Source organism: Stenotrophomonas sp. WED208 (genome assembly GCF_040984485.1).
GTDB classification, from domain to species: Bacteria; Pseudomonadota; Gammaproteobacteria; order Xanthomonadales; family Xanthomonadaceae; genus Stenotrophomonas; species Stenotrophomonas riyadhensis.
This window is the reverse complement of the sequence record NZ_JAZARB010000001.1, coordinates 1,513,239-1,527,911: the sequence shown is the minus strand read 5'-3', so window position 1 is coordinate 1,527,911 and position 14,673 is coordinate 1,513,239. Positions and strand designations below refer to the sequence as shown.

Below are 14,673 nucleotides of genomic sequence, written 5' to 3'. Positions count from 1 at the left end.
CCCATGCGCTGGCTGCTGGCGCTGCTGCTCCTGATGCTGCCGCTGGCCGTGCTGGCCCAGCAGCCGCTGCACGATCCGCAGCCGTTGCAGTTCCGCGATGGCGCCGAGGAGCGCCGCTTCCATGACCTGGCTGCGCAGCTGCGCTGCGTGCAGTGCCAGAACCAGTCGTTGGCCGACTCGAACGCGCAGATCGCCCAGGACCTGCGCCGAGAGGTGCTGCAGCTGATGCAGCAAGGCCACGACGACGCCCAGATCAAGCAGTTCCTGGTCGCCCGCTACGGTGAGTTCGTGCTCTATCAACCGCCTCTGCAGCCGGGCACCTGGCTGCTGTGGGGCGGTCCGCTGCTGGTGCTGGGCGCCGGCGCGCTGGTGGTACTGGGCATCGTCCGCCGCCGTGGCCGCACGGTCGCCGCCGCCCCCGCCAACAAGACCGATGAAGGAGACGGATGGTGAGCCATTGGCTGCCGATGCTGGCCGGGCTGGTGGCCGCACTGATGGCGGCGCTGGTGCTGTGGCCGCTGCGCCACCACGGTCGCCGCAGTTTCGTGGTGGGTGTGCTCGCGCTGGGCGTGGCCGGTGCCTGCCTGTATCTGCTGGTCGGTGATCCGCGTGCAGCACAGGTACAACCGACGCCTTCGGTGGCCACCCTGCGCGATGGCGTGCAGGCCCTGCAGGATGCACTGAAGCGAGACCCGCAGCGGGCTGATGGCTGGGCGCTGCTGGGCCGGTCGCAGGCCGAACTGGGCAACGCCGCAGCCGCCGCGGACGCCTTCGCGCGTGCCGCCGCTCTCGCCCCGGAAGACCCCGGCGTGCTGGTGGAAGCCGCGCAGGCACGTGCGCAGGCCGATGCCGGCAAGCAGTTCGATGACACCGCGATGGCCTGGTTGCAGCAGGCCCGTGCACAGGCACCCGATGCCGAGCGCGCCAGCTGGCTGCTGGGCATCGCCCTGCGCCAACGCGGAAAGAACGCCGAGGCTGCCGACGTCTGGAGCGGCCTGCTGCCACGGCTTGAGCCCGGCGCCGCGCAGGCGCTGCAGGCGCAGATCGCCATCGCCCGCGAAGCCGCCGGCCAGACGCCCGATGCTGCCGCTGCGGCGCCACCAGCGCTGCTGCAGGTGCGTGTGCAGCTGCCTGCGCTCAAGGACGCCGAGTGGCCCGCCAGCACCCAGGTGTTCGTACTGGCCCGCGCCGTAGGCGGACCGCCGATGCCGGTGGCCGCACGCAAGCTGCCCCTGGCCGGTTTCCCGGCCACGGTCGGGCTGGGTGACGGTGACAGCCCGATGCCGACCGCACCGTTGTCCGCACATCGCGAAGTGGAAGTGCTGGCACGCATCTCGCGCAGCGGCAGCGCCAATCGCAGCGAGGATGACCTGCAGAGCACGCCAGTGAAGGTCAGCCTGCCGCATGAGGGCGTGGTGGAGCTACGGTTCCCGTAACACACCCCACGGTAGTGCCGGCCGCTGGCCGGCAACCCCATGAACGTTGATGCGCCCGCATGGTTGCCGGCCAGCGGCCGGCACTACCGGGTGCATCGTCGATGGAAACCAGCGTGTCGCCAGCTCCACATACGGCCCCGCTAGAATGGTTGCATGACCGAATTCATCCCGCCCGGCACCCGCTTCCACGCCCTGCCCTCGCCGTTCCCGTTCAAACGCGGCGGCGCCCTGCACGGCGCACGCGTGGCCTACGAAACCTGGGGAACGCTGGCCGCCGACGCCAGCAACGCGATCCTGATCGTGACCGGCCTGTCGCCGGATGCACACGCCGCGGCCAATGACGCCAACCCCGCAGCGGGCTGGTGGGAAGGCATGGTCGGCCCCGGCAAGCCGATCGATACCCACCGCTGGTACGTGGTGTGCGTGAACTCGCTGGGCAGCTGCAAGGGCTCGACCGGCCCCGCTTCGCTCAACCCGGCCAGCGGTGAGCCCTATCGTCTGGACTTCCCCGAACTGTCGATCGAAGACGGCGCACGTGCCGCCATCGAAGTCGTGCGTGCACTGGGCATCGAGCAGCTGGCCTGCGTGATCGGCAATTCAATGGGCGGTATGACCGCGCTCGCCGTGCTGATGCTGCATCCGGGCATCGCGCGCAGCCATGTCAACATTTCCGGCAGTGCGCAGGCGCTGCCGTTCTCGATCGCGATCCGCTCGCTGCAGCGCGAGGCGATCCGTCTCGATCCGCGCTGGAATGGTGGTCGCTACGACGATGCCGAGTATCCCGAGTCCGGCATGCGCATGGCGCGCAAGCTGGGCGTGATCACCTACCGCTCCGCACTGGAATGGGATGGCCGCTTCGGCCGCGTGCGGCTGGATTCGGACCAGACCGACGACGATCCGTTCGGTCTGGAATTCCAGGTGGAAAGCTATCTGGAAGGCCACGCACGGCGCTTCGTGCGCTTCTTCGATCCCAACTGCTATCTGTACCTGAGCCGCTCGATGGACTGGTTCGACCTGGCTGAGTATGCCGACGGCGACGTGCTGGCCGGGCTGGCGAAGATCCGGGTGGAGAAGGCACTGGCCATCGGCGCCAACACCGACATCCTGTTCCCGGTGCAGCAGCAGCAACAGGTCGCCGACGGCCTGCGTGCCGGCGGTGCCGATGCGCGCTTCGTCGGATTGGACTCGCCGCAGGGCCATGACGCCTTCCTCGTCGATTTCGAGCGTTTCGGCCCGGCCGTGCGCGGCTTCCTCGACGCGCTGTAAGTGGCATGGCGGCGTAACCTCGCGCTGGCCGCGTTCGGCGCGTTGATCGCGCTGATGATCAGCGGCGTGCTGCCGCTGTGGCTGGGTGGCTGGTGCCTGCTGGCCAGTGCAGTGTCGTTCGCGCTGTATGGCCACGACAAGCGCGCGGCACAGCGAAAGCAATGGCGGATCCCGGAACGAACCCTGCAGTTGCTGGCTTTTGCCGGGGGCTGGCCGGGTGCATTGCTGGGCCAGGCGCTGTTCCGCCACAAGCATCGCAAAGCCGAATTCCAGTGGGTGTTCTGGCTGTGCGTGCTGGCCAACGTGGCCTCGATCGCGGTGATGCTGCGCGAGTTCTCGCGGTAGCCGTTGGAATGGGTAGTGCCGGCCGCTGGCCGGCAACGTCGTGATGTTCGACGCGGATGCGTGGTTGCCGGCCAGCGGCCGGCACTACCGAGATGTTTTCACCCTTCGCGCTCCAACACGCCATCACGCAACCGGTACTGCGCATCGACCACGCCGTCGGGCAGGTCGTCGTGGGTGATCATCAGCAGGCTGCGCCCGTCCAGCAATCCGGAAAGATCCTGCAGCAGCGCGCGCGCGGTATCCACGTCGAGGCCTTCGGTCGGTTCGTCCAGCAGCAGGATCGGCGCATTGCGCAGCAGCGCGCGCGCCAGCGCCAGACGTCGTGCCTGGCCGGCCGACATCGTCGCGCCGTTCTCGCCCACCCAGGTCTGCAGGCCACCGTTGCGCTCGGCCCAGTCGCCCAGGCGCACGCGACGCAACACCGCCCACAACGCGGCGTCACTGGCGTCGGGATCACCCAATCGCAGGTTCTCGGCCACGCTGCCGGCAAACACCGGCGCGTTCTGCGGCAGCCACGCCAGTTGCCGGTGCCAGTCGGCCTGGGCGAAATCACGCAGGTCGCGGCCACCGTAGGTCAGCCGTCCCTGCTGCGGATCCCATAGCCGCAGCAGCAGGCTCGACAGCGTGGTCTTGCCACTGCCGCTGTCGCCGCGAATCGCGATACGCTCGCCCGGCGCCAGGGTCAGCTGCAGGCCGGACAACACCGGCCGCGCCGCACCGGGCCACTGGAAGTGCAGGTCATCCCAGTGCACGCGCGCGGCCTGCGGCACTGCCTGCGGCACCTGCGGGTCCTCCACCGTCGGCGGTTGCTCGACGATGGCCTGCAACCGATCGGCGGCAATGCGCCCGGACTGCAGCGACTGCCAGGCCAGGCCCATGCCGGCCCACAGCTCGATCAACGCCACGGTCAGGAACACCAGGCCCGCGGCCATCTCCGGCGCGATGCGCTGCTGTTCGGCCGCATGCAGGGCCAATGCCAGCATCGCCACCAGGCCCAGCCCGGCGACCAGGCCATGCAGGGTCGAGGCCGCGATCAGGCGCCAGCGCCGACGACGATCCCGCGAGGCCAGCTGCTTGGCGGCCACACGCACCTTCAGCTGCCAGGCCGCATCGGCATGCAGCGCAGCCAGATCACCGGCCCCTTCCAGCCCTTCGAATGCAGCGGTGCGCAACGCAGCGCGGTGCGCGGCACGATCGGCCTCTTCGTCGTCATGGCCACGCACGCCCAGCCAGGGCACACCGAAGGCGATCAGCAGCGCCAGCACCGCCAGCAGTACCGCTGCCGAGGGCAGGATCAGCGCTGCCGAGGCGACCGCCACCAGTGACAGCGCACCCAGCGCCACCAGCGGCCCGATCGCACGCACCAGCAGTCCATCCACTTCGCCGATGTCTCCCAGCAGGCGCGCCAGCAACTCGCCGGTACGCGTGGCCCCCAGCCGCGCCGGTGCCAGTGGCAGCGCGCGGCGGAAGAACCACACGCGCAGGTCGCGGGCGATGCGCAGGGTGGCATCGTGGCCGACCAGCTTTTCGAAGTAGCGCGACACGATGCGCGCCATGGTCAGGCCACGGATGCCGGCCGAGGGTGAGAAGAAATTGAAGCCCTGGCCGAGGCCGGCCGCACCGGCCAGCGCAGCCGCCGTGAGGAACCCACCGGACAGGCCGAGCAGCGCCGTGCCGGCCAGCATCGTGGTCCACAGCAGCAGCATGGTCAGCAACAGGCGCGGCCGGTGGCGCAGGAACACCGCGCGCAGCGAATCAGGCGAACGGCTCATGCGCGCACCGCCTGTGCCGGTTCCACCAAGCGGCCTTCCGGCAACAGCAGGCAACGGTCAGCCCACGCGATCACCGCGGGGCTGTGGGTGGCGACCACCACGCTGCGGCCACGTGCATAGGCGGCCAGGCTGCGCAGCAGCGCCGCTTCGGTATCGGCATCGAGGAACGCGGTGGGTTCGTCCAGCAGCAGCACCTGCGGATCGCGCAGCAACAGGCGGGCCAGGCCGATGCGGCGTGCTTCGCCACCGGACAGGCCGAAGCCGCGTTCACCGATCACCGTGTCCAGCCCCTGCGGCAGGCGCTGGGCAAACTGCAGGACCTGCGAGGCCTCGGCCACCGCGCGCAGCCGCGCATCGCTGGCACCGGGATCAGCCAGGCGCAGGTTGTCGGCGATGCTGCCGTGGAACAGGTACGGTCGCTGGCTGGCATAAGCCACCTGCACGCCGGGCCGCAACTGCAGCTTGCCGGCGCGCGGTGGCAACCAACCGGCCAGCGCCTCCAGCAGCGTGCTTTTGCCCGATCCGCTGGGACCGACCAGGGCCAGGCGCTGGCCCGGCTCCAGCAGCAGGTCCAGATCCTGCAGCACATCCTGCGGCGCGCCCAACGGGCGCAGCACCAGCCCTTGTGCCTGCAGCGGCGGCAAGGCGGCCTCGGCCGGCTCTACCGCCAGCGGTGCAACCTCGTTCTCGATCAGGCCCTGCTCATCGGGCAGCGACTGCAGCAGGCGCTCCACTTCGGCGGCGGCGGCCAGTGCATTGGCGCGATCATGGTAGTGCGCGGCCAGCCGTCGCAGCGGCGCATAGAATTCCGGTGCCAGCAGCAGGCAGAACAGCCCCGCACCCAGTGTCGGCACCGCTGCATGCAGCGACATCATGCCCAGATAGCTCAGGCCCAGGTACAGCGCGACCATCGCCACGCTCACCGAGGCGAAGAATTCCAGCACCGTGGACGACAGGAACGCGATCCGCAGCACCTTCAGCGTACGCACGCGCACGCCTTCGGCGGCCGCCTCAATACCCTCCAACTCGGCGTCACCGCGGCCATACAGGCGCAGCAGGCCCAGGCCCTTGATCCGGTCGGCGAAATGGCCGCTCATGCGCGCCAGCTCACCCAGCTGTGCGCGCCCGGCCGCTTCAGCGCCCCAGCCCACCAGCATCATGAAGAACGGCACCAGCGGCGCGGTGAACAGCAGGATCAGCGCCACCACCCAGTCGACCCAGGCGACCGCGGCCAGGATCAGCAGCGGCACCACCACCACTTCAGTGCGCACCGGCAGGAAGCCGCTGTAATAGCTCTCGATCGCATCGCCGTGATGCAGCATCAGTTCGCCCAGTTCGCCGGTGCGGCGCTGCCGCAGCCACAGTGGGCCGTGGCCCAGCAGGCGTGCGAACACGCGTTCGCGCAATGCCAGGCGTGCGGCGTCGGCCACGTCACCGGCGGCGGCCTGGGTGGCGCTGCCCAGCAGGGTGCGCAGCACCAGGATCACCGCCAGTCCCGCCAGCACCGGTAGGCCCGATGCCAGCGGCGCGCGCTCCACCAGCACCTGCTGCACCAGCCAGGCGATGGCGGCAGCCTGGCCGATCAACAGTGCGCCGGACAGGCTGATGCACAGCGCGGCCAGACGCTGGCGGCCCCGGGCGGAGCGTGCCAGATCGGCCAGCCAGGCCGTGCGGACACGCCGCTGGCGGGCGGTTTCAGCTTCCGGGGACAGGCCGTCAGGGGTCGTTTCGGCAGCGCTCAAGAGGTCTTCACGGGCAACGGGGGAGACACGGCATTGTAGGCGCAGGCAATAGCCCGCCCCTGCGGCCGGCGGTCGCAGTCTTCATCAGGTTCGCATACGATCCCTTCGCACACCTGTTCATACATTGATCTGGATCAAGGCTGTTTGAAGTAGTCGGTCACATCATTCACGTCGTAGACCACCCTTCCCGCCACCTGCAACGGCACTATCCAACGAGGTAGCCAGGCCATGATTGATCAGACAGTCGTAGAACTGTCGCGGCTGCAATTCGCGCTGACCGCGATGTACCACTTCCTATTCGTACCGCTCACCCTCGGCCTGTCCTTCATGGTGGCCATCATGGAGAGCGTGTACGTGATGACCGGCAAGGAGATCTGGCGCAGGATGACCCTGTTCTGGGGCGTCCTGTTCGGCATCAACTTCGCCATGGGCGTCGCCACCGGCATCGTCATGGAGTTCCAGTTCGGCATGAACTGGTCCTACTACAGCCACTACGTGGGTGACATCTTCGGTGCGCCGCTGGCCATCGAAGGCCTGATGGCGTTCTTCCTGGAAGCCACCTTCGTCGGCCTGTTCTTCTTCGGCTGGAACCGCCTGACCAAGGTCAAGCACCTGATGGTGACCTGGCTGATGGCGCTGGGCACCAACCTGTCGGCCATCTGGATCCTGATCGCCAACGGCTGGATGCAGAACCCGACCGGTGCGGTGTTCAACCCGGAAACCATGCGCATGGAAGTCGTCGACTTCATGGCCGTGGTGTTCAACCCGGTGGCACAGGCCAAGTTCGTGCACACCGTCAGCGCTGGTTACGTGACCGGTGCGGTGTTCGTGATGGCGATCAGCGCCCTGTTCCTGCTGCGCAACAAGCACAAGGACCTGGCCCGTCGTTCGTTCGCGGTGGCCGCAGCCTTCGGCCTGCTGTCGTCGCTGTCGGTGGTGGTGCTGGGTGACGAGAGCGGTTACGCCGCCAGCGAACACCAGAAGATGAAGCTGGCCGCGATCGAAGCGATGTGGGAGACCGAGCGTGCACCGGCCGACTTCACCGCCTTCGGCATCCCGAACCAGGAAACCCACCAGAACGACTACGCGGTGAAGATCCCGTACCTGATGGGACTGATCGCCACCCGTTCGTTGAACCAGCCGATTCCGGGCATCCTGGAACTGGTCGAGCGCGCCGAACACCGCGTGCGCGGCGGCCAGCTGGCCTACGGTGCGCTGGAACGCCTGCGTGCGAACAAGAACGACGTTGAAGCGCGCGAGATGTTCGACCGCCATTGGCAGGACCTGGGCCATGGCCTGCTGCTCAAGCGCTACCGCGATGACATCCTCAACGCCACCCCGCAGGAAATCTCGCAGGCGGCGATGGACACCGTGCCGCGCGTGATGCCGCTGTTCTGGACCTTCCGCGTGATGGCCGGCCTCGGCTTCTACCTGATCGCCTTCTTCGCACTGGCCTTCTACTACTCCTGCCGCAACAACTTCCAGGACAAGCGCTGGTTCCTGCGCCTGGCCCTGTGGACGCTGCCGGCACCGTGGATCGCGATCGAATGTGGCTGGTTCGTGGCCGAATACGGTCGCCAGCCGTGGGCGGTCGACGGCGTGCTGCCGACCTTCTATGCGGCGTCGGGCCTGGCCCTGCATGAAATCGTGCTGACCCTTGCCGGCTTCACCGCGATCTACACCGCGCTGATCGTGGTCGAGATCAAGCTGATGCTCAAGGCGATCCGCAAGGGTCCGGACGAGGTGCTGCCGTCGCTGCAGTCGCCCCAGCCGCATGCTTCCCACAATGCCTCGGCGCCGGCCGCCGGCCAGGCCTGAGGCAGGAGAACCAAGATGGATTTCATTCTTCTGGACTACACCACGCTGCGCGTGATCTGGTGGCTGCTGCTCGGCATCCTGCTGATCGGTTTCGCCGTGATGGATGGTTTCGACCTGGGCGTGGGCACCCTGCTGCCCTTCGTCGCCCGCAACGACGCCGAGCGCCGACTGGTGATCAACACCATCGGCCCGGTCTGGGAAGGCAACCAGGTATGGCTGGTGCTCGGTGGCGGTGCGATCTTCGCCGCCTGGCCGCCGCTGTATGCGGTCAGCTTCTCCGGGTTCTACCTGGCGATGTTCGTGATCCTGTTCGCCCTGATCCTGCGTCCGGTCGGCTTCAAGTTCCGCAGCAAGATGCCCAGCGAACGCTGGCGCAACACCTGGGACTGGGCGCTGTTCATCGGTGGCTTCATCCCGGCACTGATCATGGGCGTGGCGGTGGGCAACGTGCTGCTGGGCGTGCCGTTCCACTTCGATGACAGCATGCGCATCTTCTACACCGGCTCGTTCTTCGGCCTGCTGATGCCCTTCGCGCTGCTGGCCGGCCTGCTCAGCGTGTCGATGCTGGTCGCCCACGGTGCCGCCATGCTGGTGCTGAAGACCGATGGCCCGGTGGCCGAGCGTGCGGCCCGCTTCGGCAGCATCGCCGCGATCATCGCCTTCGTGCTGTTCGCCGTCGGTGGCGCCTGGGTGGCCTTCGGCCTGCCGGGTTACCAGATCACCTCGCAGGTGGTCACCGATGGCGCCACCAATCCGCTGCTGAAGACCGCCGAACTCGGCGCCGCCGGTGGCTGGATGCGCAACTACAGTGCGATGCCGGCCACGATCCTGGCCCCGCTGCTCGGCCTGGCCGGCCTGCTGGCCAGTGCGGTGCTGCTGCGTGCCCGTCGCGGCGGCCTGGCCTTCATCGCCTCCGGAGCTGCCATCGCCGGCATCATCCTGACCGTCGGCTTCGCCATCTTCCCGTTCCTGCTGCCGTCCTCGAGCCAGCCCACCTCCAGCCTGACCGTGTGGGATGCCTCGTCCAGCCACCTGACCCTGTGGATCATGCTGCTGGCCACGGCGGTGTTCCTGCCGATCATCATCGGTTACACCACCTGGGTGTACCGCGTGCTGAAGGGCAAGACCACCACCGAAGAGATGGGCAACAACCCGAACGCTTACTGAGTGCCGATGTGCCGGCCCAGGGTCGGCACATCCGCTGGACAAAGGAGACTGATCATGTGGTATTTCGCCTGGATTCTCGGTGCCGGCCTCGCCTCGACGGTGGCCATCCTCAACGGCATGTGGTTCGAAGCCCGCGAGCAGAACCGCATCGAGAAAGAAAATCGTCGCTGAGTTGTAAAAAAACCTTGCCGCCTTGGCCTTCACACGGTATCTTAGGCGGCTCCTTCGGGGTGTAGCTCAGTCTGGTAGAGCGCTACGTTCGGGACGTAGAGGTCGCAGGTTCGAATCCTGTCTCCCCGACCACTCATGTGGTCGCATTGAAGCCTGGTGAAGTCGTCCAGGCTTTTTTGTTCCCTGAAGTGGCACTGCTTCGGCAGTGTGAAGAAAACAGCATTTACCCCTTGCCGCCATCGGGGTGAATCGCTAGAATAGGCGGCTCCCTTCGGGGTGTAGCTCAGTCTGGTAGAGCGCTACGTTCGGGACGTAGAGGTCGCAGGTTCGAATCCTGTCTCCCCGACCACTTCGGTGGTCACCAAGAAGCCTGGAAGACGACAGTCCTCCGGGTTTTTTTGTGCCTGGCGCTTGGGGGCCCTGCCTGTGAAGCGCTGCAACGGGGCAAGGCAGCCGCCCTGCCCCGCCACACGGCCCGGAGTCAGCAGGGCCGCACGTTAAGGCTGGCATACAGGCCCAGCGCGCGACTGGCCTGGATCAGGCCCTCGATCACGCGGTCGCCCACATCCTGGTCTGGCCCGCCGTCCTGTCGCGCCCGCTCGGCAGCCAGCAGAATGGCATGCACGGTGCGCAGCCCGGCCAATGCACAATCGGCATCGGCCAGGGCCATGCACCGGCCGGGATTGAGCTGGCGTTCGGGCCAGGGCCGTCCATCGGATGCGCCTCCGCTGTCGATGCCGCGCAACTGCGCGACGAAGGTGATGGGCTCGCCAGCGGTATCGGCATTGGCCGATGCCACGCCGGGCGGCGAGACGGAAACATCAGAGGTCTTCATGGGCATTCTCCATGCAAGGAACACGGTGATGCCGCCGCAGAAAAGCGGCGGGCGATACGTGGCTGCAAAAACCCGGCTGACTTAGTTCGGGCGGATGTGCTTGCGCACACCCCCACGCACCGCCCGCCATGGAACGCGAACGGAATGCCAGCCGGCGCCGCGCGAAGCGACGCCGGCTGGCAAGCGTATACAACAAGTCAGCTCGGGTTTTGCAGTCCCGGCCACCCTTTTCCGGTGGCATGCGAAGGTGTAAACGCCAACGCACGATGCGCCAATGGGCAAACGCGCCACTGCAACAATTCGTACGATTCGCGACATTCTTGCACAGCGCCTGAAGTCGTCCAGAACCAAGGGAGCGTAAAGGCTCGGCAGGTGTTAAGCCGCAAGCGCCGTTGTGCCCTGCAGCAGGATGGGGGTCGTGCGGATTGCGTCACCCTGCGCGCGGCGGAAGCGCTTCGCGTGTGGGTGAGGGCTGGCCGTGCTCAGCCCTTGAAGTGCGGATCGGTCACCGGCAACAGGTCGCGGCTGGCCAGATCCCTTTCGAGCCGATGAACGCGCTCAACCTGCGTGTCATCACAGGGATCAAATACGCCTGGAACCGAGACGATCACCGTGCCCAGGCCGTCGACGGCATGGACAGCGTGCGCGTCCGGAAGCTGTGTATGGTCAACCTGAGCTGGAACGAATCCCATCCAGCCGAAGAACTCCCGATACCCATACAGGCGCCTGTCCAACTGGTAGCAGATCAATTCGCCTTCAGGCGATCTTGCCTTGACATCGGTACATGCGAACTCCGGCTGGATGATCTTGACCGATTCAATCATCGCGTCAAGCATGATTGAGGAGATGTCCTCTCCAAAGGGCTCAAGCCCTTCAATGCTTAAACTATGCACCCCAAGGCCGGGACGCAGGCTGAGCACAACTACTCCGGGCTCACGCCAGTCACGGTCATTGTCTACGTTGGCCAGCAACAGTGACGCGCCAAACCCCTCAAAACCCCCGAATCGCCTACGCGTCTTCTCGATACCCCGCTCCATCCTGTACAGCATTGCAGCAGAATCTTCCAAGGCAATGTACGCTTCCTTTCTTCGCGAGGGCAACGCATACCAGCGTTTCATCAAAGGGTGCAGGCGGGCCAATCTTTCCGTCAGCTCCAAGGTCTTGCTCAGCACTTCTTCCGGTGTACGGGAGACAGCCGATGTGCGTAGATTTATTTGAGCATCAAGGATCATATGCGTGTTCTTCAACCCTTGAGGTTGGGATCTGTCACCGGCAACAGGTCATAGCTGGCCAGATCCATTTCGACGCGGTGCACTTTTTCCACCTGCGCGTCGTCGGTGGGATCAAACACGCCCGGCACCGAGACGATCACCGTGCCCATGCCATCGACCGGGTGAACGGCATGCGCGTCGCGTATCTGCGCGTGGGTGATCTGCGCGGGCACGAAGCCCATCCAACCAAAGAACTGCCGGTGTTGATACAGGCGTCGGTCTATTTGATATGTCACAAGGCCTTTCTCGGGCGCTCTGGACTTTACATCAACGCACGCGAAGGTGGGCCTTACTACCTTCACCAGCTCGACCATTGCCTTCAACATGAGATCAGGGGTATCCATTCCAAATGGCTCGATCCCATCGAGACGAAACTTGTTGAATCCCGTTGTCGGATTTAAACCGAATACGATCAGGCCAGGCTTACTCCAATCCCGGTCGTTGCTCACGTTTGCCAAGGTCAGTGAAGCCCCAAGCCCCTCAAAATCGCCGAAGCGTCTACGCGCTTCATCTACATCCTGCCCCATCTGCTCTATGAGCGTGTCCGTTTCATCGAGAGAAACATACTTGCCTTTGCGGCTCGAGGGCAGTGCAAACCAGTTCCTGAGCGATGGATGGAGTGGATCCAGAGCTTTGGTCGCCTGCGCAGCCAAGCGCAGCACCTCCTCAGCGGACCTGCCAACAGGCGTCGTTCGCAGATTAGCTTGAGCACTAATAATCAAGCGAATTCTCCAGGATAGGGTTCGTACTTGCAGAGAGCGGGATCGAGACCGGCGAAGGTGATCCCTGCTTCCATCGCCCGCGCCTGCATAAAGCACCACATTAGCCCCCCTTGTGGTTCAGCAATACTTATGGCGGCGCGCTGCCTGATCATTTGATTGCCCCAGGGCTCAAATATTCTCCTTTCTACGAACCCGTACTTACCCCTTCCGTTCTCGTCCAGAAACTGCTCATACCTCCCCTTCGCCTCCACCACCGTGCAGTCCTTCAACCAGAACCCATCAAACTCGCAGGCGTTGAAATGCCATTCCTGCACGGTGCGTGAGAACCCATCGCGCTCAAGGTAGTCAAACAACGTATCCACCGAGAATAGCCGCCGATCAGGATCCGCCATGTCGGCGACCATGAAACCAAAGCGCAGCGGCGCCGAGCGCAGGTTGGCGATGTACAACTGATATTCGTAATTGATCAGGTTGCTTTGGGTGACATAGCGCGGGGTGAGAGGCGGACCGATGAACCCCTCCTTCAGCAGGCACTCGTTGCACGCGGTCTCGTCAGGCATCTGCGAGCAGTCAACCTCCCGCGCCTTGGCGGTCGGCTCGGCGCGCGCATCGGGCTTGGCTTCACCACGCACCCGCTGCTGGATTCCGTACACGGCATCGCGGATGCCATCGACCACATCGCCGGTGGTCGGCCCGCCGTAGGGATCCACCGGGTTGCCGTCTTCGTCGACGGTGCCGGTACCGCCTCCCACGCCTGGCCCCAGCCAGGGCCGGGGTCCGATGATTCTGGTGCCCATGATTGCTCCTAGTACCCTGCCAGATTCGACAACAGATCCGCCGCCGCCAGATTCGGGTGCTCCGCGTTACGTATCCACAGGTCCACCGCAGGGACGGCCCGCAAACCGCACGCCCATGCCACGTCCGCCCTCACCCAGCGCACCAGCACCGGAAGGTGCGTGATGCGCAGCACATAGGCTGCATGGTCATGGCTTCGCACCACCTCATCCATCAATGCGCCATCGCTCAGATGACCGACCCTGCCGGAGTTCTCCTCGCGAATCTCCCGGCACAACAACGGGAAAAAAGTGGAGGGGTCAGGCAGGCGCAGCAGGGCCTCCTGTTCCTCGCTGATCTCAAACATCAACCGGTCTCCGCTGCATACAACGCGTCACGTTCCAGGGCGTAGTGCTGGCCCAGCATCTGGAAGCGCCACTGCCGCAGCGGGCCCATCAGCTGCCTGCGCTGCTGCAGCGTGAAGGCCCGCTGCAAGCGCAGGAACACGCGACCATCCCAGTAGCGCAGCAGCGCCAGCTTGCCGCTGGGGCGGCGCAGGTCCAGGCAGGCTTCCAGGTGCTGGAACACTGCTTCAAATCCAGCTTCGCTGCTGAGCCAGGCCACGACCGGCTTGTTCATTTCCAGCGCGCGCAACCATCCATCCACCGGGGTCTGGTGCTGCGCGGGCAACTGGATCAACCAGGGCCCGAGGCTGGCATGCGCAGCCTCGGGCTGGCGTGCCAACAGGGGCCGGTGCGGCAGGTCCTGGGCGTACCAGGCCAGCGCCTTGGCCGTGTCGGCATAGGCCGCTGCATCGACAATGACGTATCGGTTCATTCAGCGCCCCAGGAAGGTCGCGCCGGAGCGCGAGGCGGCCAGCAGGCATGCTTCGCACACGGGCGGCTTGCCGGCCTGCGGCAGTACGGGCAACGGGGCCAGATCCGAAGCAGCAGCGACGTGGCTGACGCCGTCAGCCACGCTGCCTCCCCCGCCCATGTCCACATAGACCCGGGATTGCCTGCCGGCAATCAGCGAGCAGCCGCATGAGAGCCTGTCGCCGTGGCGCGCGACGGGCTGGCCTTCAAACGTCAGCGTGATGTCGCCGCTGACGATGGTGGTCACGCGCTGGTGCTTGGGGCAGGTGGCTTTGTCGCCCACCCGCGCAACGGCCATGCCCTCGATGTCGGTAACCGGGGAGCCGGTGATGACCCTGCCACCGCCCGTGGTTGCGTCACCCACCACAATCAACGTCCTTGCCACCCTGCAATCCTTCGGCCATGGATGTGGCCCGAACCTAGCAACGCCCCACACCCCCTGCACTTCAATGCGGCGTCCATCGCGGCGTGCCTGCCGC

At 65.8% G+C, this 14,673-nt stretch carries 16 protein-coding genes and 2 tRNA genes; 9 read left to right on the top strand and 9 right to left on the bottom strand.

What is annotated here, in order from left to right:
* The first annotated feature begins 3 nt into the window (after positions 1-3).
* The 4 genes from VPH47_RS06745 (at position 4) to VPH47_RS06730 (ending at position 3,047) form a co-directional block, all read left to right on the top strand.
* Positions 4-453, top strand: a complete 450-nt coding sequence (locus VPH47_RS06745) for a cytochrome c-type biogenesis protein (protein WP_110712898.1) — start codon at positions 4-6, stop codon at positions 451-453.
* Entirely contained in the window at positions 447-1,436 is a 990-nt protein-coding gene (locus VPH47_RS06740) for a tetratricopeptide repeat protein (protein WP_368850370.1), read from the top strand. The genes VPH47_RS06745 and VPH47_RS06740 overlap by 7 nt, the downstream gene beginning before the upstream one ends.
* A gap of 153 nt (positions 1,437-1,589) precedes the next feature.
* Positions 1,590-2,702, top strand: a complete 1,113-nt coding sequence (locus VPH47_RS06735) for a homoserine O-acetyltransferase (RefSeq protein ID WP_368850369.1) — start codon at positions 1,590-1,592, stop codon at positions 2,700-2,702.
* Positions 2,703-3,047 carry a DUF1294 domain-containing protein gene (locus VPH47_RS06730; protein ID WP_164161169.1) on the top strand — a complete coding sequence of 115 codons (345 nt, stop codon included), beginning with the start codon at positions 2,703-2,705 and terminating at the stop codon, positions 3,045-3,047.
* 98 nt (positions 3,048-3,145) lie between these two features.
* Here the strand turns inward: VPH47_RS06730 and cydC are convergent, their stop codons facing one another.
* Positions 3,146-4,819, bottom strand: a complete 1,674-nt coding sequence (cydC, locus tag VPH47_RS06725) for a thiol reductant ABC exporter subunit CydC (protein ID WP_368850368.1) — start codon at positions 4,817-4,819, stop codon at positions 3,146-3,148.
* On the bottom strand, positions 4,816-6,561 hold the full coding sequence (gene cydD, locus VPH47_RS06720) for a thiol reductant ABC exporter subunit CydD (RefSeq protein WP_368850367.1): 1,746 nt from the start codon (positions 6,559-6,561) through the stop codon (positions 4,816-4,818). Before cydD ends, cydC begins: the two co-directional genes overlap by 4 nt.
* Before the next feature lie 228 nt (positions 6,562-6,789).
* Between cydD and VPH47_RS06715 the strand changes: the two genes are divergently transcribed.
* The 5 genes from VPH47_RS06715 (at position 6,790) to VPH47_RS06695 (ending at position 10,066) form a co-directional block, all read left to right on the top strand.
* Positions 6,790-8,379: a cytochrome ubiquinol oxidase subunit I gene (locus VPH47_RS06715; protein ID WP_071229725.1), complete on the top strand. Its 1,590-nt coding sequence runs from the start codon at positions 6,790-6,792 to the stop codon at positions 8,377-8,379.
* Positions 8,380-8,394: 15 nt separating this feature from the next.
* Entirely contained in the window at positions 8,395-9,546 is a 1,152-nt protein-coding gene (gene cydB, locus VPH47_RS06710; RefSeq protein WP_110712904.1) for a cytochrome d ubiquinol oxidase subunit II, read from the top strand.
* A 54-nt stretch (positions 9,547-9,600) separates the two neighbouring features.
* Positions 9,601-9,717 carry a cytochrome bd-I oxidase subunit CydX gene (gene cydX, locus VPH47_RS06705; RefSeq protein ID WP_005410354.1) on the top strand — a complete coding sequence of 39 codons (117 nt, stop codon included), beginning with the start codon at positions 9,601-9,603 and terminating at the stop codon, positions 9,715-9,717.
* 55 nt (positions 9,718-9,772) lie between these two features.
* Positions 9,773-9,849 (top strand) — tRNA-Pro (locus VPH47_RS06700).
* A 140-nt stretch (positions 9,850-9,989) separates the two neighbouring features.
* A tRNA-Pro gene (locus tag VPH47_RS06695) sits at positions 9,990-10,066 on the top strand.
* Positions 10,067-10,198: 132 nt separating this feature from the next.
* Here VPH47_RS06695 and VPH47_RS06690 read toward each other — a convergent pair.
* The 7 genes from VPH47_RS06690 to VPH47_RS06660 all read right to left on the bottom strand — a co-directional run bounded on the left by VPH47_RS06690 (position 10,199) and on the right by VPH47_RS06660 (position 14,579).
* Complete coding sequence (locus VPH47_RS06690) at positions 10,199-10,558, bottom strand: hypothetical protein (protein ID WP_368850366.1); 360 nt, start codon at positions 10,556-10,558, stop codon at positions 10,199-10,201.
* Positions 10,559-11,034: 476 nt separating this feature from the next.
* Positions 11,035-11,784, bottom strand: a complete 750-nt coding sequence (locus tag VPH47_RS06685; protein WP_368850365.1) for a hypothetical protein — start codon at positions 11,782-11,784, stop codon at positions 11,035-11,037.
* A gap of 11 nt (positions 11,785-11,795) precedes the next feature.
* Positions 11,796-12,545, bottom strand: a complete 750-nt coding sequence (locus tag VPH47_RS06680; RefSeq protein WP_368850364.1) for a hypothetical protein — start codon at positions 12,543-12,545, stop codon at positions 11,796-11,798.
* Positions 12,542-13,342 carry a Tox-REase-5 domain-containing protein gene (locus VPH47_RS06675; protein ID WP_368850363.1) on the bottom strand — a complete coding sequence of 267 codons (801 nt, stop codon included), beginning with the start codon at positions 13,340-13,342 and terminating at the stop codon, positions 12,542-12,544. Before VPH47_RS06675 ends, VPH47_RS06680 begins: the two co-directional genes overlap by 4 nt.
* A gap of 8 nt (positions 13,343-13,350) precedes the next feature.
* Positions 13,351-13,686, bottom strand: coding sequence for a hypothetical protein (locus VPH47_RS06670; protein WP_368850362.1), 336 nt, complete (start codon positions 13,684-13,686; stop codon positions 13,351-13,353).
* Positions 13,686-14,156, bottom strand: a complete 471-nt coding sequence (locus VPH47_RS06665) for a DUF4123 domain-containing protein (protein WP_164161183.1) — start codon at positions 14,154-14,156, stop codon at positions 13,686-13,688. The genes VPH47_RS06670 and VPH47_RS06665 overlap by 1 nt, the downstream gene beginning before the upstream one ends.
* The gene (locus tag VPH47_RS06660) at positions 14,157-14,579 is read right to left on the bottom strand and encodes a PAAR domain-containing protein (protein WP_197611446.1); all 423 of its coding nucleotides are present in this window, start codon (positions 14,577-14,579) and stop codon (positions 14,157-14,159) included.
* Between the last annotated feature and the right edge of the window lie 94 nt (positions 14,580-14,673).